At 70.7% G+C, this 25,583-nt stretch carries 20 protein-coding genes and 1 pseudogene; 12 read left to right on the top strand and 9 right to left on the bottom strand.

Going from position 1 to position 25,583, the window contains the following annotated elements:
- Nucleotides 1-26: 26 nt before the first annotated feature.
- Complete coding sequence (locus FHR33_RS17290; RefSeq protein ID WP_183648593.1) at nucleotides 27-830, bottom strand: DMT family transporter; 804 nt, start codon at nucleotides 828-830, stop codon at nucleotides 27-29.
- Nucleotides 831-907: 77 nt separating this feature from the next.
- Nucleotides 908-1,540 (bottom strand): DedA family protein, encoded by a 633-nt coding sequence (locus FHR33_RS17285; protein ID WP_183648590.1) that lies wholly within the window; start codon nucleotides 1,538-1,540, stop codon nucleotides 908-910.
- 344 nt (nucleotides 1,541-1,884) lie between these two features.
- On the opposite strand from FHR33_RS17285, the gene FHR33_RS49135 reads away from it, so the two are divergent.
- Together FHR33_RS49135 and FHR33_RS17275 are read left to right on the top strand one after the other, a co-directional pair.
- Entirely contained in the window at nucleotides 1,885-3,060 is a 1,176-nt protein-coding gene (locus tag FHR33_RS49135) for a sensor histidine kinase (RefSeq protein WP_221241134.1), read from the top strand.
- Between the two features lie 35 nt (nucleotides 3,061-3,095).
- The gene (locus tag FHR33_RS17275; protein WP_183648587.1) at nucleotides 3,096-4,079 is read left to right on the top strand and encodes a hypothetical protein; all 984 of its coding nucleotides are present in this window, start codon (nucleotides 3,096-3,098) and stop codon (nucleotides 4,077-4,079) included.
- Here FHR33_RS17275 and FHR33_RS17270 read toward each other — a convergent pair.
- Nucleotides 3,990-4,622 (bottom strand): VC0807 family protein, encoded by a 633-nt coding sequence (locus tag FHR33_RS17270; RefSeq protein ID WP_183648584.1) that lies wholly within the window; start codon nucleotides 4,620-4,622, stop codon nucleotides 3,990-3,992. The two genes, FHR33_RS17275 and FHR33_RS17270, sit on opposite strands and share 90 nt — an antisense overlap.
- 215 nt (nucleotides 4,623-4,837) lie before the next feature.
- Here FHR33_RS17270 and FHR33_RS17265 point away from each other — a divergent pair, with 215 nt between their 5' ends.
- Entirely contained in the window at nucleotides 4,838-5,299 is a 462-nt protein-coding gene (locus FHR33_RS17265; RefSeq protein ID WP_183648581.1) for a hypothetical protein, read from the top strand.
- Between the two features lie 9 nt (nucleotides 5,300-5,308).
- On the opposite strand, the gene leuE is transcribed toward FHR33_RS17265, so the two are convergent.
- Entirely contained in the window at nucleotides 5,309-5,965 is a 657-nt protein-coding gene (gene leuE, locus FHR33_RS17260; RefSeq protein WP_183648578.1) for a leucine efflux protein LeuE, read from the bottom strand.
- A gap of 35 nt (nucleotides 5,966-6,000) precedes the next feature.
- Nucleotides 6,001-7,206: a serine hydrolase domain-containing protein gene (locus FHR33_RS17255; protein ID WP_183648574.1), complete on the bottom strand. Its 1,206-nt coding sequence runs from the start codon at nucleotides 7,204-7,206 to the stop codon at nucleotides 6,001-6,003.
- Between the two features lie 104 nt (nucleotides 7,207-7,310).
- On the opposite strand from FHR33_RS17255, the gene FHR33_RS17250 reads away from it, so the two are divergent.
- The gene (locus FHR33_RS17250; protein ID WP_183648572.1) at nucleotides 7,311-7,799 is read left to right on the top strand and encodes a MarR family winged helix-turn-helix transcriptional regulator; all 489 of its coding nucleotides are present in this window, start codon (nucleotides 7,311-7,313) and stop codon (nucleotides 7,797-7,799) included.
- On the opposite strand, the gene FHR33_RS17245 is transcribed toward FHR33_RS17250, so the two are convergent.
- Nucleotides 7,796-8,989: an amidohydrolase family protein gene (locus tag FHR33_RS17245; RefSeq protein ID WP_183648570.1), complete on the bottom strand. Its 1,194-nt coding sequence runs from the start codon at nucleotides 8,987-8,989 to the stop codon at nucleotides 7,796-7,798. The genes FHR33_RS17250 and FHR33_RS17245 overlap by 4 nt on opposite strands.
- A gap of 134 nt (nucleotides 8,990-9,123) precedes the next feature.
- Here FHR33_RS17245 and FHR33_RS52645 point away from each other — a divergent pair, with 134 nt between their 5' ends.
- The gene (locus tag FHR33_RS52645; RefSeq protein WP_312895573.1) at nucleotides 9,124-11,190 is read left to right on the top strand and encodes a cellulase family glycosylhydrolase; all 2,067 of its coding nucleotides are present in this window, start codon (nucleotides 9,124-9,126) and stop codon (nucleotides 11,188-11,190) included.
- Between the two features lie 163 nt (nucleotides 11,191-11,353).
- On the opposite strand, the gene FHR33_RS17225 is transcribed toward FHR33_RS52645, so the two are convergent.
- The gene (locus FHR33_RS17225; RefSeq protein ID WP_183648568.1) at nucleotides 11,354-11,830 is read right to left on the bottom strand and encodes an Lrp/AsnC family transcriptional regulator; all 477 of its coding nucleotides are present in this window, start codon (nucleotides 11,828-11,830) and stop codon (nucleotides 11,354-11,356) included.
- A gap of 93 nt (nucleotides 11,831-11,923) precedes the next feature.
- On the opposite strand from FHR33_RS17225, the pseudogene FHR33_RS50305 reads away from it, so the two are divergent.
- From FHR33_RS50305 to FHR33_RS17205, 4 genes and pseudogenes are all read left to right on the top strand, one after another.
- Nucleotides 11,924-12,379: pseudogene (locus tag FHR33_RS50305) on the top strand (nitroreductase family protein); the annotation flags it as partial.
- Between the two features lie 400 nt (nucleotides 12,380-12,779).
- Nucleotides 12,780-14,498: a M14 family metallopeptidase gene (locus FHR33_RS17215; RefSeq protein ID WP_312895572.1), complete on the top strand. Its 1,719-nt coding sequence runs from the start codon at nucleotides 12,780-12,782 to the stop codon at nucleotides 14,496-14,498.
- Between the two features lie 380 nt (nucleotides 14,499-14,878).
- The gene (locus FHR33_RS17210) at nucleotides 14,879-16,438 is read left to right on the top strand and encodes a chitinase (RefSeq protein WP_183648566.1); all 1,560 of its coding nucleotides are present in this window, start codon (nucleotides 14,879-14,881) and stop codon (nucleotides 16,436-16,438) included.
- Nucleotides 16,435-18,114: a fibronectin type III domain-containing protein gene (locus FHR33_RS17205; protein ID WP_183648564.1), complete on the top strand. Its 1,680-nt coding sequence runs from the start codon at nucleotides 16,435-16,437 to the stop codon at nucleotides 18,112-18,114. The genes FHR33_RS17210 and FHR33_RS17205 overlap by 4 nt, the downstream gene beginning before the upstream one ends.
- Nucleotides 18,115-18,164: 50 nt before the next feature.
- On the opposite strand, the gene FHR33_RS17200 is transcribed toward FHR33_RS17205, so the two are convergent.
- Nucleotides 18,165-20,171, bottom strand: a complete 2,007-nt coding sequence (locus FHR33_RS17200) for a molybdopterin-dependent oxidoreductase (protein ID WP_183648562.1) — start codon at nucleotides 20,169-20,171, stop codon at nucleotides 18,165-18,167.
- Nucleotides 20,172-20,265: 94 nt separating this feature from the next.
- On the opposite strand from FHR33_RS17200, the gene FHR33_RS17195 reads away from it, so the two are divergent.
- The gene (locus tag FHR33_RS17195; protein WP_183648559.1) at nucleotides 20,266-21,627 is read left to right on the top strand and encodes a hypothetical protein; all 1,362 of its coding nucleotides are present in this window, start codon (nucleotides 20,266-20,268) and stop codon (nucleotides 21,625-21,627) included.
- Between the two features lie 18 nt (nucleotides 21,628-21,645).
- On the opposite strand, the gene FHR33_RS17190 is transcribed toward FHR33_RS17195, so the two are convergent.
- Complete coding sequence (locus FHR33_RS17190) at nucleotides 21,646-22,344, bottom strand: ribosomal RNA small subunit methyltransferase A (RefSeq protein ID WP_221241876.1); 699 nt, start codon at nucleotides 22,342-22,344, stop codon at nucleotides 21,646-21,648.
- 317 nt (nucleotides 22,345-22,661) lie between these two features.
- Here FHR33_RS17190 and FHR33_RS17185 point away from each other — a divergent pair, with 317 nt between their 5' ends.
- Nucleotides 22,662-23,729: an ATP-binding protein gene (locus FHR33_RS17185; RefSeq protein WP_183648553.1), complete on the top strand. Its 1,068-nt coding sequence runs from the start codon at nucleotides 22,662-22,664 to the stop codon at nucleotides 23,727-23,729.
- Nucleotides 23,726-25,495, top strand: coding sequence for a vWA domain-containing protein (locus FHR33_RS17180; RefSeq protein ID WP_183648551.1), 1,770 nt, complete (start codon nucleotides 23,726-23,728; stop codon nucleotides 25,493-25,495). Before FHR33_RS17185 ends, FHR33_RS17180 begins: the two co-directional genes overlap by 4 nt.
- Nucleotides 25,496-25,583 lie beyond the last annotated feature (88 nt).

Raw genomic sequence — 25,583 nt, 5'->3', positions numbered from 1 at the left:
GTGGTTGAGCCAGGAAAGCGGTTCAGCTAGGTACGTGCTTCGAGCGGGGTGGTGCGGGCGAGCGCCACCGTGCCCACGGCGGTGAGGGCGGCGGCGGCGATCGGGGCGATGCCCTGGGGGAGGGGCTCGCCGAGCAGGAGGGCGCCGAAGGCGACAGCGGTCAGGGGGTCGGCGATCTGCAGCGAGGCGAACGACACGCCGAAGTGGCCGACGGCGTAGGCGCGCTGCAGGAGCACGAGGGCGAGCAGGGCGGGAACCGGCAGCGCCAGCAGGTACCACCAGTTCCACGCGCCGTCGACGAGGACGCGCATGAGGGTCGCGGTGGCGCCGTACAGCACGCCCGCGCTGGTGGCCAGCAGCGCCGCCCGCCCGGCGGGCGAGGCCACCTTCGCCCCTGCCCACAGCAGGACCGCCGCGATGCCGGCGACGGCGAGCAGCGTGGCCGCGCCCTGAGGGCTGAGGTAGGTGGGGCCGTCGTGGGCGGGCACGAGCAGGACCAGGCCGATCAGTCCGATGGCGACGGTCGCGGCCGCGGCCAGCTCCCTGCGGGAGGGTCTGCGTCCGTGCAGGCCGGCGGCGATCGGCAGGGCGAACAGCAGGCTGGCCACGCCCATGGGCTGGACGACGGTCAGCGGGCCGAGGCCGAGCGCGACGATGTGCAGCCCGCCGCCCACGGTGATGGAGACCCCGCCGATCAGCCAGCGGGGCTTTTTCAGCAGGGCCAGCAGGCCGGGCTTGGCCGAGTCCGCCGCCTCGAACTGCTGGAGAGCGGCGCCGAGTGCGAAGAACAACGAGCCGAACAGGGCTACCGCCGCGGCCAGCACAGTCATGGACGCTCTCCTTTCACCTGGATGAAGCCATATGGAGGTGTCCGTTCATGGACACCCAGGGGCACGGGGGCGAACAGTCAGGAGTCTCCTTGCGCGCCCTGTGCGGCCGCGACGAGCGCTCTGTGAGAACCCTGTGAGCGCCTCTTGCGCACCCAGCGGACGACCTCGACGAGCACCGTGATGGACACGGCGATGCCCAGGCCGAGCAGCAGGCCCCTGATCGGGTCGTTCTCGAAGGCCATGCCGCCGAAGAAGCCGATCAGCGCGGAGTAGACCGCCCAGGAGCCTGCCGCGATCGCGTCGAAGAAGGCGAAGGACCTGCGCGGGTAGCGGACGGCACCCATGGTCAGGGTCGCCGCCGTCCTGCCGCCGGGGATGTAGCGCGCCACGACGAGCAGCAGCCCGCCGCGCTCGGCAAGCGCCTGCTGCGCCCAGGCGTAGGTCTTCTTGCCGCGCAGCCGCCTGCCGGCCTTGCCGCCGATGGCGTAGGAGATGTGGTCACCGGCGAACGCCCCGAGCGCGGCGACGACCATCACCAGCCAGAGGGTCGGCTCGCCCGTCGAGGCCGCGAAGACGCCCGCGGTGATCACTGACGTCTCGGCGGGGACGATGGGGAAGAACCCGTCGAGCAACGCCAGCGCGAACAGCGCGAGGTACAACCACGGTGACGACATCACCTGGTTGAGCAGGTCGAGAATGGCGTGAGACATGGGATTGCGCTCCGGTCTGTGGAGGAGTTCTCCCAGAGTGGCGGCGGGACGTATGCACGGCATCGGGGATGCCCCCTGCCCGCGCCCCTGCCGTCCCCTGGAAAAGTCAGGGATCCAGCTCCTCGAACCTAGGGATCAGCCACTCGGCGGCACATCGGACGAACGGCACCCGCGACCCCCTACTTTCGTCAGATACGTCGATCCAACCTGGGGCGGAGCCCGGACACACTGGGGCAAGGATGGAGATCGGCGGTGGGCCTGGCACCACCTTTCGCGGTGGGCCAGGCCGTACCCCTTACTTTCGGCAGGGGTGGCGGCCGACGTCTCCGGCTAACGTTTCGGGCATGCGCCGCACACCTCGCCAGGTCCTCTACGACGTCCTCGCCTGGCTCGGGCTGTCCGTTCTCGCCGCGGCGGCCGGCCCCGACCCTTTCGCCGAGCCAGGCGTGTTCGCGGTCGTGACCGGCGGGCGCGTGCTGCTGCTCGGGCTGGCCGTCCTGGTGGGCAGGGCGTGGCCGCTGGCCGCGTCGGTGATCCTGCTGCCGCTCGGCCCGTGGGACTTCGGCGAGGGCCTGGCCACCACCACATGGGACTTCACCGGCGGCGTCGCCACGACCGACCAGCTGTGGCCGTTGTCGCTGGTCAGCGTGAAGATCTTCCCGCTGTCGGCGACCACGCTCGCCGTGCTCTGGTACGCCTACCGGACGGGCCGGAGCGCCTCGAGGGCCTGGCCCGCGACGGCCGTGTTCGGCGCGGCCGCCGTCATCGGCGCGGGCGTCGTGCTGGCCCAGGGCGGCCTCCTGCGCTACTGGGTGACCATGGTGAGCGGTCTCATCGGCTGCTATGTCGTGCCGTACCTGCTGGGCACGCTCAGGCGGCTGCTGCTCCAGCAGCGTGAGCGGACCCAGCTGTCGGTGGCCGCGCAGGCCAGGCTGCGCGAGCGCACCCGCATCGCGCACGACATGCACGACTCCCTCGGCCATGACCTGGCTCTGATCGCGGTGCGGGCGGCGGGCCTGGAGATCGCTCCAGGGCTCGCTCCCGCGCAGGCGAAGGCCGCGGGTGAGCTGCGGGTGGCCGCCTCGGAGGCGACCGAGCGGCTACGCGAGATCGTCGGGCTGCTGCGCGACGACTTCGACCCCGCCCCCCTCGTACCGGTCGCCGCCGACGTCACCGACCTGGTGGAACGCTCCCGCGACTCCGGCATGGACGTCTCGCTGGAGGTGGCGGAGGGACCCGTGCCCGCGCTGGCCTACCGCGCGGTCCAGGAAGGGCTGACCAACGCCGCCAAGCACGCGCCAGGCGCGTGGGTGCGCGTCTCGGTCTCGCCCGCGAGGATCTCGGTGCGCAACGGCCCCGCCCGCGGCAGGGCCACCGCGATTCCCGGCGGCATGGGCCTCACCGGCCTGCGCGAGCGCGTACGGCTGGCGGGCGGCACGATGACGGCCGGGCCCGTGGACGACGGCTTCGAGCTCGTCGTTCTCCCTCTCCAGGGGGAGGAGGATCCCCTCAGGGCGTGAGGGAGCGGCGGCGCGGACCAGGCAGGTTCGGGAGCATGGACGTTCCCCGAGCCGGCATCGGCCGGATCACCGCCGCGGTGGTCGCGATGGCCGCCATCCTGCCCTACCTGACGATCAAGATCCTCTGGCTGACCGGCGACATGGTCGGCGTGACGGCTCCGTCCCTCATGAGCTCCGCCACGATGGTCGGGCTCAACGCCATGACCTTCGGCATGGACCTGGTCGGCCTCCTGCTCGCGCTGGCCTTCACGATGCGGTGGGGGATGCGCCTGCCCGCCTGGCTGGTGCTCCTGCCGATCTGGGTGGGCATCGGGCTGCTGTCGCAGATCCTGGTGAGCCTGCCGGTCACGCTGCTGCTGGAAGGGCCGGGGGCCTTCGGCGAGGAGTTCCTCGCCGCCTGGGTGTACCTGGCCGTCTACGGCGGCTTCTCGCTGCAGGGTCTCGGGCTGAGCGTCGCCTTCGTCCTCTACGCCCGCGACCGCTGGCCGTGGATCTTCGTCTCGGGCGGCAGGCGGACGAACGTGCCGTTCCAGCGCGTCGTGGGGCGTGGCAGCCTGCTGGTCACCATGGTCGTCGGCGGCGCGAACCTCTACTGGGCACTCGGCGGCACGGCCGGCCTGGACCCGGCGGTGGTGGCGGCGAAGACCACGGCGGGTGGGGTCGCGCTGGCCTTCAGCGGTGCGGTGGCGATCGGGGCCGCGCTCGCCTATCTGCACCTGCTACGCGGCCACGCGCCCTGGGCGGTGGCGCTGAGCTGGCTGGGCAGCGGCTCGCTGTTCGGCTGGGGCCTCTACAAGATGATCGTCATCGTGACCGCGGGCCCGCTGCGCGCGAACGTCCCGATGGTCGCCACCGACCTCGTGGACCTGTTCTCGCTCCTGACCGGGCTGGTGATGGGGCTGGCGGGCGCGTTCCTGCTGATCGAGAAGTCAGGCGAGGGTGTGCAGGCGGCGGAGGACCCGCTTGAAGGCCCACAGCGAGAAGGCGATCGCGAGACCGCTGATAGCGGCCACCGCTGAGGTGCGCAGCAGCATGTAGACGCCGATCATCGCCGACTCGTGGATGTAGAGCAGGATGCTCACCGTGGAGTTGGCCAGCAGCACGAAGGCCCACAGCAGGGTGATCCTGGCGAAGAACCTGCGCATCCGCTCGTGCCGGAGCACCGCCTGCGGCAGATGGATGTAGTCGAGCGTGAGCTTCTGCACCATGGGCGCGTTCAGCCTGACCGAGGCGAGGAAGATCATGCTGATGCAGATCGTGCCGAACTCGGGCGTGAGGAAGAAGACGGCGTTGTTGCCGGTGACCAGCGCGATCAGGGTGCGGGCGGTGATCGCCACCGCGGCGAGGAACATCGTCGCGGGCACCCTGACCCTTCTGACGAGCCGCCATCCCACCCCGAGGTAGACCCATGACACCGCCGCGATCAGCGCACCCGTCTCGCCCAGGATCATGAGGGCGGTGTAGAAGACGGCAAGCGGCGCGACGACGCCTTCGAGCAGGCGGGGGGCCGCCTGCTTGGCCATGGCGGTCAGGCGGGGCAGCACGACAGGGGGATGGCTCAACTCTGCTCCGTAGGTCGGCCGGCGTTCAGCGTCTACCCAGGCGTCGCTGGACCAGGCATCGGCGGACGCTGCCACCGGGGTGACGGCACGGTTACCCCGGCACGCGGAGGGCGCGCCGGTGGCTTACCGTACCTGAGCCCTCCGAGTGCCACCGTCAGATTGTGCACACTCGGCACTTGTTGATCTTGTCCATTCCGAATGTCATGCTCCGTGACATGCGTCCTTACAAGTCCGTCGCGCTCGGACTGCTGATCGTCGCCCTCGACCTCCGATTAAACGGGTTCGACCTGCTCATGGACGTGATCGGATGGGTCGTCGTCGTGGCGGCGCTCGGACGGGTGGGGCATCCGGCCTTCCACGGAGCCAGGGTGGCGGCGGTGGCGGCCGCCGTCGTCTCAGTGACGGAGCTCATGCCGCTGCCGTCCTCGCTGACCCTGATGCTCGGCCTCACGGAGGTCCTGGCGGTGTGGATGATCGCGACGGGGATCATGGTCTCCCATCAGGACCCCCGCACCGCGCAGGTGTTCGGGCTGCTGCGCTGGGCGACGGTGGCCGCGGCGGGATGCGGGTGGCTGGCGGCCTTCACGGGGGCGTGGCCGCTGGCGTTCGTGGGGCTCGCCGTACGGCTCTGGCTCATCGTGGAGCTGCTCAGGGCCGGGCGCGTCGCCCCCGCGTAGAGGGCGGGGTCAGCCCAGGCCCGCGGTGGCGAGTTTGGCCCCGAAGCCGAGGAAGAGGGCGCCGACGCCCGCGGTGAGCGTGGCCGACAGCCTGCGCCTGGACCTGAACTGCCCGGCCAGGAAGTTGCCCCCGAAGATCAGTGCCGACAGGTAGAGCGCGCTGAAGACCTGGATGATCGCGCCGAGGATGAGGAACGACACGGCGGGGGTGGCGTAGGAGGGGTCCACGAACAGGATGAAGTAGGAGACGAAGAACAGGATCGCCTTCGGGTTGAGCAGGCTGATCGTCAGCGCCTTGGTGAAGGGGCGCACGTCACGCTCGCTCACCAGGGCGTTGGCGGGGGCCTGCGCGGTGGAGGGGGAGCGCCAGGCTCTCCACGCTCCCCTGATCATCTGGAAGCCGATCCACCCGAGGTAGGCGGCGCCCGCGACCTTCACGATCATGAACACCAGCGGGGCCGAGCGCAGCAGCGACGCGGCGCCGGCGGAGGCCAGCACCATGAGGATCGTGTCGCCGACGAACACGCCCGCCGCCGCCCGATAGCCCTGGCGCACGCCTCGCTGGGCGGCGAGCGCCAGCACGTAGAGCGAGTTGGGGCCGGGCAGCAGGATGATGAAGAACGCACCGACCATGTACGTCCAGATGTCGGTCACCCCGAAGAACATGCCTTTCACATTAGCGTGCCCTTTCGACGGAGATGTCAGGTCGGGCGGTACCACAGGCCTCCGCGCGCCCGCCGGTGGCCGAGTGACCGGTAGACGGCGTCCACCAGCGCCTGTCCCCTCGGGTTGATGCCGAGGCCGGTGCCCTGGCGGTTCATCGTGTAGCCGAAGGCCAGGCGCGCGGGCGGGTCGCAGAAGCCGACCGAGCCGCCCATGCCCGCGTGGCCGAACGCCGTCTCGGTCAGCAGTGCCCCCTCGCTGTCGGCGGCGGGCAGGTGCCGGTTGTCGACGGCCTTCATGAAGCCGAGCGAGAACCTGGTCGGCACGAGCAGCACCGCGTCCACCGAGGAGGCGGACTGCGCGGGCGACATGATCGCCAGCTGCTCCTCGGCGACCAGCCCGCCCCCGCCGAGCGACAGCGGCCGGTACATCCCGGCCAGGCCACGGGCGTTGGTGACGGCCCCGACCGCCCCGAACTCCGCCGCGTGCGCGGTCCTGGTGTCGGACTCGCCGGGGGTCGTCATGTACCCGCCGTCGTTGCCCAGCAGCAGGGCGGGAATCGAGGCCGGGTCGGCGAACGCCGCGGCGTAGAAGCTGGGCAGCCGCGCGGGAGTCTCGGCGGGGATCGTCGGCGCGACGCGTCCCTCCTGCTCCTCGGGCAGGCCCAGCCAGAAGTCGAGGCCGAGCGGCTCGGCCACCTCCTCGCGGAAGAAGGAGCCGAGCGAGCGCCCGCTCACCCTGCGCACGACCTCCCCGACCAGGAACCCGAAGGTGAGAGCGTGGTAGCCGTGCCTGGTGCCAGGCTCCCAGAACGGCTCCTCGCCCGCGAGCCTGTCGGCCATCAGCTTCCAGTCGTAGAACGCCCCGCTCGGCAGCGGCTCGCGCAGGGCGGGCAGCCCCGCCTGGTGGGTCAGCAGGTGCCGCACCAGCGTGCCGTCCTTGCCGCGGGAGCCGTACTCGGGCCAGTGGCGCACGACCGGCGCGTCGAGATCGAGCTCCCCTCGGGAGGCGAGCATGTGCGCGCACAGCGCGGTGGCCCCCTTGGTGCACGACCATACGTGTCCGATGGTGTCGTGCAGCCAGGGGAGGCCGGGCGCGGCGTCGCCACCCCAGAGGTCGACGACGGTCTCGCCGTCGACGACGACGCAGACCGACGCGCCCACCTCGCCGCGCTCGGTGAGGTTGCGCTCGAACTCCTCGGCGACCGTGGCGAATCGAGGCTCGCAGGAGCCTTGTACCGTCATTGCCTGAATTCACCATGAATCTCACTCCGCGTCCACCAGCGGAGTCGCCCCGGTGAGATCCGACGGATCCCGGGCGGTCGCCTCCGGTCCCCTAAGGTCTGAGCATGAGCAGCGAGCAGGACCCGATCGACGTCATCCTCGAGCAGTGGCGACGGGAGCGGCCCGATCTCGACCTGTCGGCGATGGGGGTCTTCAGCAGGCTGGCCCAGGCGTCACGGCTCGTCGAGTCGGCGGTGGAGCAGGTCTTCAGGCGGCACGGCCTGCGCCCCGGAGAGTTCGACGTGCTGGCGGCGCTGCGCAGGTCGGGCCCGCCGTACACGCTGATCCCCTCCGAGCTGTCCGACGTGCTGATGATGTCGCGGGCGGGCATGACCAACCGCATCGACAGGCTGGAGGCGGCCGGTCTGGTGGAGCGCAGCCTCGACCCCGCCGACCGCCGCAGCTTCCGCGTCGCGCTGACGCGGGAGGGACGCGAGGTCATCGACGCCACCCTCACCGAGCACGCGGCCAACCTGGCCAGGCTGGCCGCCCGTCTGACCGAGCAGGAGGCGGCCACGCTCGACACCGTCCTGCGCGGCATGCTGGCGCGCTAGCGCGCCAGCCGTACCCCTCGGCGCCAGATCTCCCTGATGGCGCGGGTGGCGGTGATGTCGGTGGTCGGGTCGCCCTCGACCAGCAACAGGTCGGCGCGGAAGCCGGGCGCGATCCTGCCGCGATCGGCCAGCCCGAACCTGCGGGCGGGCACGCTGGTGGCGGCCGCGAGCGCCTCGGCGGGGCTCAGCCCGGCCTCCGTCAGCAGCAGCACCTCGCGGTGCATGCTGGCGCCGTGCAGCGGCGCCCATGGGTTGGCGTCGGTGCCCGCGAGCAGCGCCACCCCTGCCCCGTGCAGCGCCGCGGCCGCCTGTACGGCGTTGCGAACCCCGTCGGGGTGGACGGGCACGACGCTCGGGTCACGGTCGAGGGCCGCCATGGCCTGGGCGGGAAGCAGCGAGCCGATGCGCTCGTCGCGCACCAGCTCGGCCCCGCTCGGGTCGCCGGTGACCACCTCGAAGTAGGTGAGCGTGCTGACCACGAACACGTCCTGGGCGGCGATCCTGGTGGCGAGCTCCTGGGGGAGCGGGTCGGTGACGAGGTGGGCCAGGCCGTCGACGCCCGCGTCCAGGGCGACGACGGCGTCCTCGGTGGTGACCGCGTGCGCGATGGCCATGAGCCCGGCGGCGTGCCCCGCCTCGACGAGGGCGGCGACGACGTCGGGGGCGAGGACGGGCAGGTCGAGCCCCGCCACGTGCCCGCTGTCGATCACGATCTTGAGGTAGTCGGCGCCCTCGGCCAGCCGCGCCTCGACGAACGCCTTGGCCTGTCCCGCGTCGGCCACCGTCTCGAACGCACCGACCGCGTCGCCGAGGTCCTGTCCCGAGGTCGCCTCCATGATCTGGCTGGGATGCCCGCCGGGCGCGGTGGCGAGGATTCCCGAGCTGCGCAGGTCGGCCACGTCGTCGCGCTCGGCGGCCAGGCGGCGCTGGCGGGCCAGGTTGCCCGGCAGGCAGAACATGTCGAGCTCTGTCGTCACCCCGAACCTCAGCGCCTGGGCGAGGTCGCCGTCGAAGGTGTGGGTGTGGGCGTCGATCAGGCCGGGCAGCAAAGTCGCTCCGGCGCCGTCGATCTCGAGGTCGGCGCGACCCCCGTCGTAGGCGGCGAGCCTGTCGTCCTCGATCAGGACCTCGGTGCGGGGGACGGTCAGGACGCCGTCGAAGACGCGGACGTTTCGAATCAGGGTACGCATGAGCCTGATAGTAAGACGTCAAACTATCTGACGTCAAAGGACTGACTCCCGACTTTTGGGCCTTGTGTCGGCCAGGTGTCGGACCTATCCTCCGATTGTTCGTTAGTTAACTTTCCTAATAAACCGGAGAGGCGATGCTCCGACCCATTCGTTTCCTCGCCCTGACCGCCGTCCTCACCACCGCCTTAGCGGTTCCCGCCATGACCCCCGCCATGGCGCAGGCGCCCACCCGACACGAAGCGGAGAACGCCGCCGTCTCCCAGGGAACGGTCGAGTCCAACCACGCGGGGTTCAGCGGGACAGGCTTCGTCAACTACGACAACGTCGCAGGCGGCTACGTCGAGTTCGTCGTGAACGCGCCGTCGGCGGGGACCGCCTCGATCGTCCTTCGCTACGCCAACGGCACGACGACCAACAGGCCGATGACCATCGCGGTCAACGGCACGAGCCTCACCCGTGACTTCCCCGGCACGGGAGCCTGGTCCACCTGGGCCTCCACCACGATCACCGCACCGGTCAACGCGGGCGCCAACACCATCCGCGCCACCGCCACCACCGCGGGGGGCGGGCCGAACCTCGACTACGCCGAGGTCGACGTGGCCGCCCCCGCCAGTGAGTACCAGGCGGAGAACGCGGTGATCTCGCAGGGCATCGTCGACACCAAGCACGCCGGCTACACCGGCAGCGGCTTCGTCGACTACGCCAACGTCGAGGGCTCCTACGTCGAGTTCACCGTCGACGCCGCCGCCGCGGGGAACGCGGCGCTGACCTTCCGCTACGCCAACGGCACGACCGTCAACAGGCCCCTTGCCGTCGCGGTCAACGGCACGAGCGTGAACCGCGACTTCCCCGGCACCGGCGCGTGGAGCACCTGGGCCGAGACCACGGTCAACGCGGCGCTGCGGGCGGGCCCCAACACCGTCCGCGCCACCGCCACCACCGCGAACGGCGGGCCCAACCTCGACCGCCTGACGGTCTCGGCGGGAGGCCCCTCCGACACCGAGAAGCCGACGGCGCCAGGCGGGCTGCGATCCACCGCCACCACCTCCAGCTCCATCTCCCTGGCCTGGAACGCCTCGACGGACAACAGCGGCACGATCAAGGACTACCGGGTCTACGAGGGCGCGTCGCTGAAGGCCACCGTGAGCGGCACCTCGGCCACGATCACCGGCCTGGCCCCCTCCTCGACCCACACCTACACCGTGACGGCGCGCGACCCCTCGGACAACGAGTCCGACAGGAGCGCCTCCGTCACCGCCACCACCCAGGCGGGCGGCACCGGCACCCCGGTGCAGGCCAACGGCCAGCTCAAGGTCTGCGGCGTACGGCTGTGCAACGAGCGCGGCGAGCAGATCCAGCTGCGCGGCATGAGCACGCACGGACTGCAGTGGTACTCCCAGTGCCTCAACACCGCCTCACTCGACGCGCTGGCCACCGACTGGAAGTCCGACATCCTGCGGATCTCGATGTACATCCAGGACGGCGGCTACGAGAGCAACCCCCGGCAGTTCACCGACAGGGTCCACAACCTGATCGAGATGGCCACCGCGCGCGGCATGTACGCCATCGTCGACTGGCACATGCTCGACCCCGGCGACCCGATGTACAACCTCAGCAGGGCCAAGACGTTCTTCACCGAGATCGCCCAGCGGCACAACGGCAAGAACAACCTGCTGTACGAGATCGCCAACGAGCCGAGCGGCGTCTCCTGGTCCACGATCAGGAACTACGCCCACCAGCTCATCCCGGTGATCAGGCAGAACGATCCCGACACCCCGATCCTCGTCGGCACCCGCGCCTGGTCGTCGCTGGGCGTCTCCGAGGGGTCCGACGAGAACGAGGTCGTCGCCAATCCGGTCAACGCGACCAACATCATGTACACCTTCCACTTCTACGCCGCCTCCCACGGCAGCGACTACCTGAACACGCTGTCGCGGGCGGCCGACAGGATCCCGGTCTTCGTCACCGAGTTCGGCACCCAGGAGGCCACGGGTGACGGGCCGAACAACTTCACCAGGTCGCAGCAGTACATCGACCTGATGGCGCAGAAGAAGATCAGCTGGGTGAACTGGAACTACTCCGACGACTTCCGCTCGGGCGCCGTCTTCACCACCGGCACCTGCCCGAACGGCCCCTTCGCCGGCACCTCGCGGCTCAAGCCTGCCGGCGTCTGGATCCGCGACCGCGTCCGCGCCGACTGACAGGAGCCGACTGACAGGAAACGTGTGAGGCAGCCCGCGCGGCCCGAACGACCGCGCGGGCTCGCTCGCGTCCCGTGAACTCGTCTCCCGTGAACTCGTCTCCCGTGAATCCCGTCTCCGGGGGCCTGCCGGCTCGCGGGGGCGGTCCGTCCACCCGTCGTGCCTATCCGCGTAGCCGCGCCAGCGGGTGCACCCGGTGGGCGACGACCTCGGACAGCGTGATGACGGTCGTGCTGCGCCGTACGCCGGGGATGGTCAGCATGCCGTCGATCACCCGCTGGATGTGCTCGTTGTCGCGACCGGCCAGGCGGCACCACACGTCGCCCTGACCGGTGACGATGTGGGCCTCGAGCAGCTCGGGGATGGCGTGCAGGGCGGCGGAGATGTGCTCGCGGGAGGCCTGCTCCACCTCCAGGGTGGCGAACGCCTGCACCGGGTAGCCCAGCGCGGCGGGGGAGAGCACGGGGCCGAAGCCGGTGATCACGCCGTCGGCGCTCATCCGGTCGAGCCTGGCCTGCACGGTGCCGCGCGCGACGCCGAGCAGGCGGGCGATCTCCAGCAGGCCGGTGCGGGGGCGCTCGCGCACCAGGCGCAGGATCTCGAGGTCGAGCGCGTCCAGTCCCTTGCGGCGTGCCGGCAATTCGTCTCCTGAGAGTGGCTTCGGCTGTCAGTTCGTCAGGATAGCCAGGCCGGTGTTGTCACGATCGCCAGGTGTGCTGAGACTGCGGGTTCCATGGAGCACACGTATCCGTTCGTTCCCTACGCGCCCGACCGTTACGACGAGGCGGACATGATCCGCAGAGGCAGGGACTTCTTCGAGCACGTCGACAGGCGGCGCAGCGTCCGCTTCTTCAGCGACGAGCCCGTGCCGCGCGAGTGCGTGGAGCTGGCCGTCATGGCGGCCAACACCGCGCCCTCCGGAGCGCACCAGCAGCCGTGGAAGTTCGTGGTGATCGGCGACGCCGAGACCAGGCGGCGGATCAGGCTGGCCGCCGAGGAGGAGGAGCGCCAGAACTACGAGGGAGGGCGGCTGACCCCCGAGTGGCGGCAGGCGCTGGCTCGGCTGGAGACCACCTCCGACAAGGGCTACCTCGAGGTGGTCCCGTGGATCGTGGTGTGCTTCGCGGAGAAATACGGCCTGCGCCCTGACGGCGGCAGGGTCAAGCACTACTACGTCAACGAGAGCGTGGGCATCGCGTGCGGGCTGTTCATCACCGCGCTGCACACGATGGGCCTGTCGACGCTCACGCACACCCCCAACCCCATGGCCTTCCTCAGCGAGATCTGCTCCCGGCCCTGGCAACGAGCGGCCCTACATCCTCTTTCCCGTCGGCTACGCGGCCCCCGGCGCGGAGGTCCCGGACCTGACGAGGAAGCCCCTGAGCGAGGCTCTGGTGCATTTCTGAAATTTGGGCCTATTACGGTTGTTCATCCTTCTCCACTCTCAGTGCAGACGCTCGTCAAGCCCGAGGAGGCTGAAGGTGAAAAGCCGATTAGTCGTCCTGCTCTCCGTCCTGGCCCTGATCTGCCTGACCGGCATGACAGGCGCGGGCGCGTCCGCCGAACCGCCGCGCAACAAGCAGTACAAGGTGCAGGGACCCGCAGACGCCAGGCAGCGCAGCGCCGTCGCCGCCACCGGCGCGGCGATCGACGCGGTGGCGTCCGACTCCGTGGTGGTCACCGCCACCACGGACGAGATCGCCGCGATCAAACGGCTCGGCTACCGCGTCGTGGAGCTGCCGTCCCCGTTACCCCCGTCCGATGCGAGGACTTCTGACTTCCCGCCATCGGACTCCGGCTACCACAACTACGCGGAGATGACCGCGAACGTGAACGCGCTGGTGGCCGCCTACCCCGCGATCGCCAGCAAGTTCGTCTACGGCAACTCCTACGAGGGCAGGCAGCTGATCGGCGTCAAGATCAGTGACAACGTCGGCTCCGACGAGGCCGAGCCCGAGGTGCTCTTCACCGCCCACCAGCACGCCCGCGAGCACCTCACGGTCGAGATGGCGCTGTACATCATGCACCTGCTCGCCGAGGGCTACGGCAGCGACGCCCGCATCACCAACCTCGTCAACACGCGCGAGATCTGGATCATGCCGGACCTCAACCCCGACGGCGGCGAGTACGACATCGCCACGGGCTCCTACCGCTCGTGGCGCAAGAACCGCCAGCCCAACGCGGGCTCCTCCGCCGTCGGCACCGACATGAACCGCAACTGGGGCTACAACTGGGGCTGCTGCGGCGGCTCCTCGGGCACTCCCTCCAGTGACACCTACCGCGGTCCCTCGGCCGAGTCGGCTCCCGAGGTCAAGGCCGTGGCCGACTGGGTGCGCGGCCGCGTCGTCGGCGGCGTGCAGCAGATCAAGTCGCACATCGACTGGCACACCTACAGCGAGCTGATCCTCTGGCCGTACGGCTACACCTTCAACGACACCGCGCCAGGCCTGACCCAGGATGACAGGGACGCGCACGCCACCCTCGGCCAGAACATGGCCTCCACCAACGGGTACACCCCGGAGCAGGCCAGCGACCTCTACATCACCGACGGCACCATCGACGACTGGCTGTGGGGCGTCCACAAGATCTTCAGCTTCACGTTCGAGATGTACCCGACGGGCTCGAGCCCCGGCTTCTACCCGCCGGACGAGCAGATCGTCCCGCAGACCACCCGCAACAAGGAGGCCGTGCTCCGCTTCCTCGAGTACTCCGACTGCGTCTACCGCATCATCGGCAAGGAGGCGCAGTACTGCGGGACCGGCGGAGGGACCACCGTCTACTCCGACACCTTCGAGACCGCCACCGGCTGGACCGTCAACCCGGGCGGCACCGACACCGCCACGCTCGGCCAGTGGGAGCGAGGCGACCCCGCCGCCACCACCTCCTCGGGGGCCAAGCAGCTCGGCACCACGGTCAGCGGCGTCAACGACCTGGTGACCGGACGCCTCGCGGGCTCCTCCGCCGGCGCGTACGACATCGACGGCGGCGTCACCACCATCCAGTCCCCACCGATCACCCTGCCGGCCTCGGGCACCCTCAACCTGTCGCTGTCGTGGTACCTGGCGCACGGCTCGAACTCCTCCAGCGCCGACTACTTCAGGGTGCGGGTCGTCGGCACCACCACGAGCACCGTCGTCAACCAGCAGGGGGCCGCCTCCAACAGGAACGGCTCGTGGACGGTGGCGACGGCGAACCTGAGCTCGCACGCGGGGCAGACGGTCAGGATCGTCATCGACGCGGCGGACGCCTCCACCGCCTCGCTGGTCGAGGCCGCCGTCGACGACGTCAAGATCACCCACCAACCCTGACAGAGGGCGCAGGGAGCCGGCGACCCCGGCCCCGGCGCTCCACGCCCGACCGCCCCTCCGGATCACCTCGCAGGCAGGAAGGAAGGGGCGGATACCCCGCCTCTCCAGGTCTCTCGCGGACCGGAGGGGCGGGTTTTTTGGGTCTTGTAAGGGGTCGGTGTCAAGGCTACGATCGCGACAACTCTTAGGAAACTTTCCTAAAAGAAATCATGACCAACGTCCGACCTGCGAAGACACGTCGTCCCTCGGCCGGTCCGATCGAGGGAGCACCCTGCGCCGCGAGTCTCACCGCCATGGGCGCGTGTAGGCGGCGCACCCCCGCCTGACTCACTCTGACAGCCCCTGCAAAGGGAGCGCACCCCCCGAAAAGAAGGAACAGCGTGAGATTACGCGCATCAGTGGTCGCCCTGATCACCCTCGCCCTCACCCTGGTCGCCCTGCCCGCACAGGCCGCAGGCCTCACCGCGACCTTCACCAAGGCCGCGGACTGGGGCTCGGGCTTCGAGGGAAGGGTCACCGTCACCAACGGCACCGCCGCCCCCGTCAGCTGGAACGTCCAGTTCGACCTGCCCGCCGGGCACACCATCCCCTCCGCGTGGGACGCGGTCATGGTCCGCAGCGGCCAGCACTACACCTTCACCCCTCCGAGCTGGGCAGGACAGCTCGCGGCGGGCGCCAGCGCCAGCTTCGGCTTCAACGGCAGCCCCGGCAACTTCCCCGGCATCACCGGCTGCACCGTCAACGGCGCCTCCTGCGGAGGCGGCGAGCCCCAGCCCGGCGTGCCGGGACAGCCGGGCGCCGTGAGCGTCACCTCCACCACTGGCGCCATCTCCCTGTCATGGGGTACGGCAGGCGGCACCGTCACCGGCTACCGCGTCTACGAGGGCTCGGCGCTCAAGACCACCGTGACCGCCACGAGCGCCACCATCTCCGGCCTCGGCGCGTGCGAGACCCACACCTACACCGTCAAGGCCTACAACTCCGTCGGCGAATCGGCAGGCCGCGACGCCACCGCCACCACCGCGGGCTGCGCCACGGGCCCGCTGCCCAGGCACTTCCTCACCGGCTACTGGCACAACTTCGTCAACCCCGCCGTGGAGCTCAAGCTCTCGGCCGTGCCCGCCGAGTACGACCTGGTCGCGATCGCCTTCGGCGAGGCCACCTCGACCCCTGGCGAGGTCGTCTTCGGCGTCGACCAGGGCCTGGCCACCGCGGTGGGCGGCTACACCGACGCCCAGTTCAAGGCCGACGTCGCCGCCCTGCGTCAGCGCGGCAAGAAGGTCATCCTGTCGGTCGGCGGAGAGGCGGGACGCGTCCAGGTCGCCAGTTCGGCGGCGGCCACGACGTTCGCCGACTCCGTCCACTCCCTGATGCAGAGCTACGGCTTCGACGGCGTCGACATCGACCTGGAGAACGGGCTCAACGCCACCTACATGGCCCAGGCGCTGCGGTCGCTGCGCGCCAAGGCGGGCTCGGGGCTGATCATCACGATGGCGCCGCAGACCATCGACATGCAGTCGACCGGCGCGGAGTACTTCAAGCTCGCCCTGTCCATCAAGGACATCCTCACCGTCGTCCACACGCAGTTCTACAACTCGGGCTCGATGCTCGGCTGCGACCAGAACGCCGCCTACTCCCAGGGCACCGTCAACTTCATGGTGGCGCTGGCCTGCATCCAGCTCGAGAACGGCCTGCGCCCCGACCAGGTCGCCCTCGGCCTGCCCGCGGGCCCCGGCGCGGCAGGCGGCGGCGTCGTCTCGCCCGCCCTGGTCAACCAGGCGCTCGACTGCCTGGCCAAGCGCACGAGCTGCGGGAGCTTCGTCCCGCCCCGCGCCTACCCCGACATCAGGGGCGCGATGACCTGGTCCATCAACTGGGACGCCAGCCACAACTGGAACTTCTCCAAGACCGTCAAGCCGCACCTCCAGGGAATGCCATGAGACGCATCATGCTCGCCTTACTGGCCGCCTTCGCCCTCGCGGGCACGGGCCTGGCCACGACCACCCCGGCCGCCGCGCACAGCGTCACGGTGGCCGCCTACCCCGCGTGGCAGGCCTGGACGTCCTACCCGATCGGCACCCGCGTCACCCACAACGGCGTCGACTACGAATGCATCCAGGCGCACACCTCGCAGCCGGGCTGGGAGCCGTCCAACGTGCCCGCCCTGTGGAAGGCGGTCTCGGGCGGCGGCGGCGACACCACCGCGCCCTCGGTGCCCGGCAACCTGCGCTCCACGGGCAGCACGTCCAGCAGCATCGCGCTGGCGTGGAACGCCTCCACCGACAACGTCGCCGTCACCGGCTACAACGTCTACAGGGGCTCGACGCTGGTGACCACCGTCACCGGCACCACCCACACCGACACCGGTCTGGCCTCGGGCACGAGCCACACCTACACCGTCCGCGCCCGCGACGCGGCCGGGAACCTGTCGGCCGCGAGCAACACCGTCACCGCCTCCACCTCGGGCGGCACCGGCGCGCCCGGGCAGCCTGGCGCGCCGAGCGTCACGGGCGCCACCAACAGCTCGATCTCGCTGTCGTGGGGCGCGTCGAGCGGCACCGTCACCGGCTACCGCGTCTACGAGGGCTCGACCCAGCGCGCCCAGGTCACGGGCGTCTCGGCCACCGTCTCAGGCCTCGGCGTCTGCACCTCGCACACCTACACCGTCAGGGCCTACAACTCCGCGGGCGAGTCGGCCTCCAGCGCCTCCGTCACCGGCTCGACGACCGGCTGCCCGACCGGCGCGCGCATGCCGGGCGCGCCGTACCTCTACATGGGCTGGGGCAACCCGCCCAACCCCGGCACCGTCATGGACGCCACCGGCGTGAAGTCCTTCACCATGGCCTTCATCCTGTCCAGCGGCGGCTGCAACCCCGCGTGGGACGGCAACCGCCCGCTGACCGGCGGCGCCGACGCCCAGGCCATCTCCACGATCAAGTCGAAGGGCGGCAGCGTCCAGATCTCCTTCGGCGGCTGGTCGGGCAACAAGCTCGGCCCGAACTGCTCCTCTCCCGAGGCCTTCGCCGGCGCCGTCCAGCAGGTCATCAACGCCGTCGGCCCCGCCGTCGTCGACTTCGACATCGAGAACAGCGACGAGTTCGAGAACTACACCGTGCAGGACCGCATCCTGAACGGCCTGAAGATCGTCAAGGCCAACAACCCGAACGTCAAGGTGGTCGTCACCTTCGGCACCACCACGACGGGACCGAACGCCCACGGCATCCGCCTGATCAACCGCTCCAAGGAGCTCGCGGTGCCGATCGACAACTACACGATCATGCCGTTCGACTTCGGCGGCTCCAACATCTACAACGACACCGTCAACGCCTCGGAGGGGCTGAAGAACGCGCTGAAGAACGCCTTCGGCTGGAGCGACGCCCAGGCCTACGCCAAGATGGGCATCTCCGGCATGAACGGCCTGTCCGACCAGCAGGAGCTCACCACCCCGGCGACCTGGGCCCAGATCACCGACTGGGCCAAGTCCAAGGGGCTGACCAGGCTGGCGTACTGGGCGGTCAACCGTGACCGTCCGTGCCCGGGCGGCGGCGTGGTCTCCCACTGCAGCGGCATCGCGCAGGCCGAATGGGAGTTCACCAGGATCACCGCAGGGTTCTGATCCCGCTCACCGGGGGAGGGACCGCCAGGTGCCAGGCGCTCCCTCCCCCTTCAGCCCTGCTGTCCCCTGTGCCTGACCATCAGCGTCGGCTTCACCGGCTGGCCGGTTCCCGGCGGCCGGTAGGTGGGCAGCGCCTCGCCGTACTCGTGCATCCAGTCGTGGTCGACGAAGGTGTGCATGCGGCCCGAGAGGGTCCGCCACGGCATCCCCTCGGGCCGTACGGCGGGTCCTGGCACCGCGGCCAGCAGCGCCGCGGTCTCCGGATAGTTCCGCTCGACGAGCGCGCCGCGCACGAAGTCCCTGCGCGTGCCGAGATGGTCCACCGCGAGCTTGGCGAAGGCCTCGGCCAGCTGCCGGACATCGGGCAGCGGGAAGTCGGCGTACTCCGAGGCGCCGAGCAGCAGGTCCAGCTTGCCCGCGGGAGCGCTCTGGTCGGCGCACGGCAGCCCTGGCGCCGCCCCGATCAGGTGGTGCAGGAAGCAGTCGTCGACCTGGTCGCTGTGCGCCAGCGTGAGCACCCTGGGCCAGTTCGCCGGGTGGTCGGGATCGTCGCAGGCGTGCCTGGACGGCTCGGCCACCGTGTCGAGCGGATTGCGGTCGTACTCGGGCGCCATCGGCAGCCAGCCCTCGCGCACGGCCTCGACCAGCACGGAGGCGGGCACCCTGTCGTTGAACAGCCCCTCGCCCAGCATCCACGACAGCATCCCCACGTCGGTGCCGTCGTAGCGCCATCTGTCGCCGTGCAGGTAGAAGTAGGCGCCGGCCTCCACCACCCGCTCGCCCTCGGCCCTCGGCCTGACCCAGCCGCCGCCCTGCACCCCGGCGCACCCGGTGAGCACCAGCAGCGGCAGAATCGCCCTGTGCGCGGTGTCGGCGTGCTCCGTGCCCAGCCGTCCCGGCATGATCATGCACCTGCCACCGGTGCGCAGCGCGGTCTCGCCCAGCTCGCGGGCGAGCCTGACCGCCCGCGCCGCCTGGACCCCGGTGATCGGCTCCTGCCAGCCAGGCGTGTACGGCTCGAGCGCGTCGTCGTACCCGGTCGGCCACGTGCCCGGCAGCCCGTCGCGCGCCACGCCGTACTGCGCGAGCAGCAGGTCGTAGACGGTCGTCACCACGTGCTCGCCCACCCGCACCACCGGCACGCCGCGACGCAGCAGCGCCGACCCCTCGTCGAAGCGGGCGAGCAGCACCTCGGCCGCGCCGCCGCCCTTGCCGTACATGGTGAGCGCGGGGTCGGTCTCCAGCGTCAGGTTCCAGTGGGCGTGGTCGCGGCGGAACCCCAGCGAGCCGTTCGGCACCACGGGCCTGCCGCCCCTGCCGAGCAGGACGGTCTTCAGGTGCGCGGTGGGCGAGTGGTCGCCCAGGTCGGCGGCGGTCAGGAAGCGGTGCGGCACGTACCCGCCGGCGCGCTCGCGCAGGCGCACCAGGAAGGGCAGGTCGGTGCGGTGCTTGGCGTGCTCGGCGAAGGCGGGCGCCTCCACGTGGAACTCCTTCAGCAGCACGTGCCCCATCGCCATGGCCAGCGCCGCGTCGGTGCCCGCGCGCACCACGACCGTCTCGTCGGACAGCCGCGTCGGATGCCGCCCGATCGCCACCACCTTCTGGCCCCTGTAGCGGCCCGCGACCAGCCAGTGCGTGTCGGGGGAGCGGACCGCGCGGTCGTTCTCGCCCCACACGATCGCGAGGGCGGCGTGCGCCCAGTCGGCCGGCTCGGGCACCTCGGCGCAGGGGCCGAAGACCTGGTCGGCGGCGAGCGGCTGGTCCACCAGCACCGCGCCGCCGATCAGCCCGACGAAGCGGGAGAGCGTGGAGGTGGAGTGGGCCGCCACCCTGTCGGGGCCGTGGACGGCGATCGTGTGCACGTGGGCGGCCGCGGCGATCTCGGTCATCTCGGCGTCGCCGACGGGCGAGACCTCCTGGCCGCGGGCTCTCTGGTAGGCCCTTCTCGCCTGCGGGTTGGCTGTGAGTTCGGCCCAGGCCGCGACCGGATCATGAAGCCTGCTGAGCGCCTCTCGATAGAAGCCGACCAGCCGCGCGTTGCCCCGTGATCCCCCCATGCTCCTAATTGAACACACAGAGTGACGATCCGGGCCGGAGCGACCCGCGCAACAGGTGGCAGTACCTCCAAACGTGCGGCAGGCTAGGACCGCCATGGACTACGCAGTGCTCACGGGGATCGTCCTCGTCTCAGGTGTCATGCTCGCCCTCGTCGCGCAATGGCGCGATTGGCGCCCTCCCCTCTGGCTCGCCATAGCGGTGGGCGTGGGGGTCCGCGTGCTCATCATGTACACCTCCGCCATCGACACCTGGCAGCCCGTCGACTTCGTCAACAGCTTCAAACCGGCGGGCGAGGCGGTGCTCAACCGGCAGGACCCCGTCCTGGGAAGCAACGGCGGCTGGCACTTCCTGCCGACCATCCCCTACGTCTACGGGATCCTGCTCTGGCTGGGCATCCCGTGGGAGTACGCCGGCCGCCTGGTCACCGTGGTCGCCGACATCGTGCTGATCCCGCTGGTCGGCAAGCTGGCGGGCGGCCCCCGCGCCTCGCTGCGCGCCTTCCAGTACGCGCTCAGCCCGCTCGCCCTGCTGGTCGCCTCCGTGCACGGCCAGGTCGAGCCCGTCGCGCTGGTCTTCGGCGTCGCCGCCTTCGTCGTCGCCCGCGGCCCCGGCGATCCGCACCGGCCGGGTGTCACGATGACCGTGCGCGAGATGCTCGGTCTCGGCGGCGGATGGCGCGGTCTCGGCCCGGCCGTCAGGCAGTCGGTCACCCACCTCGCGAGCCTGGCCAGGCCCGCCTTCACCTTCCACGCCCACGAACGGCCCGCCTACCGCAGGGCCCTGTGGGCCGGGCTGCTGATGGGCCTGGCGCTGTGCGCGAAGAGCTGGCCGATCTGGCTCATCCCCGGCATGCTCCTGCTGCTGCGCGGCTTCAGGCCCAGGCTGATCGGGCTGATCGCCACCGGCATCCCGCCGATCTTCTTCCTGGTGACGCTGCCGATCTTCGCAGGCACCTCGCTGTCGGACATCCCCAAGGTGATGGACGTCATGAGCGACATCCGCCCGATCGTCGGCGAGTGGGGCTGGACCGCGGTCCTGGTCGGCGGCGACTGGACGCTCCACTCCGCCTACGCCAAGATCGGCACGTACCTCATCTACGCCAGCGTGCTGGCCGTCTGCTGGGTGTGGCGCAGGGCTGACCCCGTCGACCTGACCACCGCGATCCTGCTGGTCTTCATGGTCGTCACGCCCCGCCTGGGCGCGCAGTACCTGCTGTGGTTCGTGCCGTTCCTGATCGCCAGGCCCACCCGCTTCGCCTGGCCCGCCCTGCTCGGCACGGCGCTGTGGGCCTCGATCGGCTATCTGTGGATGACACAGCACTGGAAGATCTGGCAGGACTGGCACCCAGGCTGGGCGATGGCCTCGATCGTGCTGCTGCCGGTGCTCGCCCTGGCGATGCCGTGGGGGAGGCGGGTCTTCGCCGCCCCCACCGTCCCGCTGGAGGGGCCGCGGTAGCACCGCGACCCCTCGCCGCTAGCGCGACAGGTTCCCGAACAGCGTGATCCACTGGTCGGGGTGGACGAACGCGACGACCGTGTCACGGGCGATGCCCGCACGGGCGAACGCCGCGTCCACCCCGCCGTAGTGCGGGCGCAACGAGGCGTACAGCGAGCCGCCGACACCCCCGAAGCCCAGCCTGACCAGCTCGGCGAAGCCGTCGGCGTCGTCGAGCAGCGGCTCGGGACGCCGTTCGATGCGCAGGATGCCCGAGTCGACAGAGGGCACGGGCCTGAAGCTCTCCCTGCCCACCCTGCCGACCAGCTCCCACGTGAACCACGGCCAGCTCTCCACGGTGAGCAGGCTCCACCTGCCGAAGTCACCGCTGCGCTTGCGCGCGTACTCCAGCTGGGTGAGCAGCGTCGCCGACGTGAGCGCCGGCGCGCGCAGGCACCAGTCGACGATCTTCGAGGTGATCGAGTAGGGGATGTTCCCCACGACCGCGAACGGCTCGGCCGGCGGCCGTACGGAGGTGAAGTCGCCCTTGACGATCCTCAGCCCCGTCCTGGCCTTGAGCTTGACCGCCAGCAGCGGGTCGATCTCGTAGCCGACGACCTCGGCGCCCGTCGCCGCGAGCGCGACGGTCAGGACGCCCTCACCGGCGCCAGGTTCGAGGACCAGGCCGCTGGGCCTGGCCGCCTTCACCATCAGCTCGACGGCATGCCGATCGACCAGGAAGTTCTGCGAGAGCTCCCGCCGCGCCCGATCTCTGGGCGTGCGACCGCCACCGCTGTTCCTGGCCTTCTTCTGGGTGTGCGAATAATTTCCGTGCGCGAAGTTCTGCGCCACAGCAAAAGCCCTTTCGGGTCCTCGAGACGAATGGGATCTCGACGGGCCCTGGGCTCGCGAACATGCGGAGCTAGCGAGCCAGAGCCCGGCTGCCGCGCATGCGGATGTAGTAGACGCATGAGTTACAGGTCATGGCGGCGAGCCTACGGAAGGCCGCCGGTAAATGCGATGCGTTTTCCTGCGGAGATCGTCACCCTGGTGGCATGCAGGCAACGGTCACCGTCACTCCCTCCCGCCTGCCCGAGGTGCTGCTCCACGTCGCCGTGGTGCGTCCCGTCTTCCTCTGGGGCGCGCCAGGCATCGGCAAGAGCTCGTTGGTCAGGCAGTTCGCCGACTCCCTCGGGCTCGAGTGCGTCACGCTCCTCGGCACGCAGCTCGCGCCCGAGGACCTCATCGGCGTGCCCGAGCTCGTCGGCGGGCGCAGCAGGTTCGCGCCGCCCGAGTCGATCGCCAGGGACGAGCCGTACTGCCTGTTCCTCGACGAGCTGAACGCCAGCGCGCCCGAGGTGCAGAAGGCGTTCTACTCGCTGATCCTCGACCGCAGGATCGGCTCGTACGAGCTGCCCGAGGGCTCGGTCGTGATCGGCGCGGGCAACAGGGCCGGCGACAACGCCCTCGCCCGCCCGATGGCCTCGGCGCTGGTCAACCGCCTGGTCCACGTCCACCTGCGCGTCTCCGCCGACGACTGGCTGAAGTGGGCGGCGGCCAACGGCGTCCACCCGTGGATCGTCGACTACCTCATCCAGCGCCCCGACCACCTCTGGAGCGCGCCGCCCAAGACGGAGGAGCCCTTCTCCTCGCCGCGCGCCTGGCACATGCTCTCCGACGTCATGCACTCCTTCGGCCCCTCGGAGTCGCTCGACGACGACACTCTCGCCGTGCTGGCCTTCGGCACGCTCACCACCTCGCACGCCTCGGCCTTCCGCGCCTACGTCAAGACCGTGCGGCACGCCTACGACCTCGACGCCGTCATCAAGGGCGAGGTGTCGTGGCCGCGTCGTCCCGAGGACCGCGACCTGCTCTACTTCCTGTCGGAGACCTTCCGCGCCAGGCTGGTCAAGGAGCTGCCCGCCGACAAGCGCGGCGCGTCGGCCCGAGGCAGGGACCTGGGCTTCCGCGCCAAGACGCTGCTGGTGGAGCTGGCGGAGATCTCGCTGGAGTGCGCGCAGCTGGTCATCGCCAACGACGAGAACGGCGCGCCCGCCCTGCCCACCTGGTTCCTGGTGGAGGTCGGCCGCGACCTGCCCCGCCTGATCGCCGCCCGCTCATGAGCAGGAGAGCCGCAGGCCGCGACAGGAAGGCCGACCCGTGGCGCCTGGAGGCGCTCAAGGGCTGGCAGCTCGCGAGCGGGCACCCCCTGTTCGGCCACTACCACCGCCGGCTGGTGGAGGACCGGCAGACCTACGTCACCGCCGGCGGCGACGTCCACTACGACACCGCCACCCGCGCCGACGCCGCCGAGTGGGCGTGGACGTTCGCACACCTCATGCTGCACCTCGGCTTCGGCCACGCCGACCCAGGCACCTGCGCCCCCGCCGATCTCGGGCCCAAGGAGTCGGACATCTGCCACCTGCCCGACCCCGCCTACCTGGCGGCCTGCTGCGTGGCCGTCGACCGTTTCCTCACGACGCTCAAGCTCGGCCGCAACCCCGCGCCGTTGCCCGCCACGCTCCCCACCGAGGACGAGGTCACGCTGTCGGAACGCTGGCGCGGAACCGGCGTGCCGGCCGAACACGCCCCGCTCGGCCCCGCCGACTTCCGCATCGGCTCACGCGAGCAGGCCACCGTCCACGACTACCCGCGTTCCTTCGCCATCGGCGTCGCCAGGACCGCCACCTCGGCCCTCGACCTGGCGGGCACCTCCACAACCCGGCAGGAAGGCCCGTGGGACAGGGCGCTGAGCTGGTTCGTCTCCTCCTACCCCCTGCTCGGCGCGCTGGCGGCCGGCATGACGGTCGTCGCCGACGCCGAACTCGCCAGAGGCTGGGACATCTCGATCGCCGCCGTCAGCGCCGAGGCGGCCGAGATCTACGTCAACCCGCTGGCCGGGCTCCAGACCGAGGAGTGGCGCTTCGTGCTGGCCCACGAGATGCTGCACGCCGCGCTCAGGCACGGTGAGCGCCTCGGCGGGCGCGACCCCTTCGTGTGGAACGTCGCCTGCGACTACGTGATCAACGGCTGGCTGGTCGAGATGGGCGTCGGCGAGCTGCCCGAAGGGCTGCTGCACGACCCCTCGCTGGCGGGCCTGTCGGCCGAGGCCGTCTACGACAGGATCGTCACCGACCTGCGTCGCCTGCGCAGGCTCGCCACCCTGCGAGGGCGCGGCCTTGGCGACGTGCTCGACAGGCCCATCGGCGGCGGCAAGGGCTATCTCGACCTCGACGACTACTACCGCAACGCGCTCAGCCAGGGGCTGGTCTACCACCAGAGCAGCGGGCGGGGGCTGGTGCCGTACGGGCTGGAGCAGGAGATCCGCGCGCTCGACCAGCCGCCGCTGCCATGGGACGCCAGGCTCGCCCGCTGGTTCGACGAGCACGTGCCCGCCGTCGAGAAGCGCCGCTCCTACGCCCGCGCCTCCCGCCGCCAGGCCGCCAGCCCCGGCATCCCGCGCCCCGGCTGGATCCGCCCCGAAGAGGTCGTACGGCAGGCCACCTTCGGCGTCGTCCTCGATACCTCCGGCTCGATGGACACCAAACTGCTCGGCAAGGCGCTGGGCGCGATCGCCTCCTACGCCACCGCCCGCGACGTGCCGCGCGCCCGCGTGATCTTCTGCGACGCCGCGGCCTACGACGCCGGATACCTGCCGGTGGAGGACATCGCGACCCGAGTGCGGGTGCGCGGACGCGGGGGCACCGTGCTGCAGCCGGGGGTCAACCTGCTGGAGCGGGCCGAGGACTTCCCCCAGGACGGGCCGATCCTGGTGATCACCGACGGGGACTGCGACGTGCTGAGAATCAGGAGAGAGCACGCCTTCCTCATCCCGCAGGGCGCCAGGCTGCCTTTCAGCCCGCGCGGGCCGGTCTTCGCGATGAGGTGAACGTGTAGCGGGGGTGAGACGGGCGGGCTGGTGACCTGCCGGGACATCCTCCCTGGCCACGCGCCTCGAAACCAGCATGTTGTACGGC

This window comes from Nonomuraea dietziae (assembly GCF_014195505.1).
Lineage (GTDB): Bacteria > Actinomycetota > Actinomycetes > Streptosporangiales > Streptosporangiaceae > Nonomuraea > Nonomuraea roseola.
The sequence above is the reverse complement of the archived record's forward strand: the minus strand, read 5'-3'. Positions and strand labels throughout refer to the sequence as shown.

What these genes read in the sequence shown, in the direction of transcription:
- FHR33_RS17290 (WP_183648593.1), bottom strand. Translation starts at nt 830, where the DNA reads ATGACTGTGCTGGCCGCGGCGGTAGCCCTGTTCGGCTCGTTGTTCTTC.
- FHR33_RS17285 (WP_183648590.1), bottom strand. Translation starts at nt 1,540, where the DNA reads ATGTCTCACGCCATTCTCGACCTGCTCAACCAGGTGATGTCGTCACCG.
- FHR33_RS49135 (WP_221241134.1), top strand. Translation starts at nt 1,885, where the DNA reads ATGCGCCGCACACCTCGCCAGGTCCTCTACGACGTCCTCGCCTGGCTC.
- FHR33_RS17275 (WP_183648587.1), top strand. Translation starts at nt 3,096, where the DNA reads ATGGACGTTCCCCGAGCCGGCATCGGCCGGATCACCGCCGCGGTGGTC.
- FHR33_RS17265 (WP_183648581.1), top strand. Translation starts at nt 4,838, where the DNA reads ATGCGTCCTTACAAGTCCGTCGCGCTCGGACTGCTGATCGTCGCCCTC.
- leuE (WP_183648578.1), bottom strand. Translation starts at nt 5,965, where the DNA reads ATGTTCTTCGGGGTGACCGACATCTGGACGTACATGGTCGGTGCGTTC.
- FHR33_RS17255 (WP_183648574.1), bottom strand. Translation starts at nt 7,206, where the DNA reads ATGACGGTACAAGGCTCCTGCGAGCCTCGATTCGCCACGGTCGCCGAG.
- FHR33_RS17250 (WP_183648572.1), top strand. Translation starts at nt 7,311, where the DNA reads ATGAGCAGCGAGCAGGACCCGATCGACGTCATCCTCGAGCAGTGGCGA.
- FHR33_RS17245 (WP_183648570.1), bottom strand. Translation starts at nt 8,989, where the DNA reads ATGCGTACCCTGATTCGAAACGTCCGCGTCTTCGACGGCGTCCTGACC.
- FHR33_RS52645 (WP_312895573.1), top strand. Translation starts at nt 9,124, where the DNA reads ATGCTCCGACCCATTCGTTTCCTCGCCCTGACCGCCGTCCTCACCACC.
- FHR33_RS17205 (WP_183648564.1), top strand. Translation starts at nt 16,435, where the DNA reads ATGAGACGCATCATGCTCGCCTTACTGGCCGCCTTCGCCCTCGCGGGC.
- FHR33_RS17200 (WP_183648562.1), bottom strand. Translation starts at nt 20,171, where the DNA reads ATGGGGGGATCACGGGGCAACGCGCGGCTGGTCGGCTTCTATCGAGAG.
- FHR33_RS17195 (WP_183648559.1), top strand. Translation starts at nt 20,266, where the DNA reads ATGGACTACGCAGTGCTCACGGGGATCGTCCTCGTCTCAGGTGTCATG.
- FHR33_RS17185 (WP_183648553.1), top strand. Translation starts at nt 22,662, where the DNA reads ATGCAGGCAACGGTCACCGTCACTCCCTCCCGCCTGCCCGAGGTGCTG.
- FHR33_RS17180 (WP_183648551.1), top strand. Translation starts at nt 23,726, where the DNA reads ATGAGCAGGAGAGCCGCAGGCCGCGACAGGAAGGCCGACCCGTGGCGC.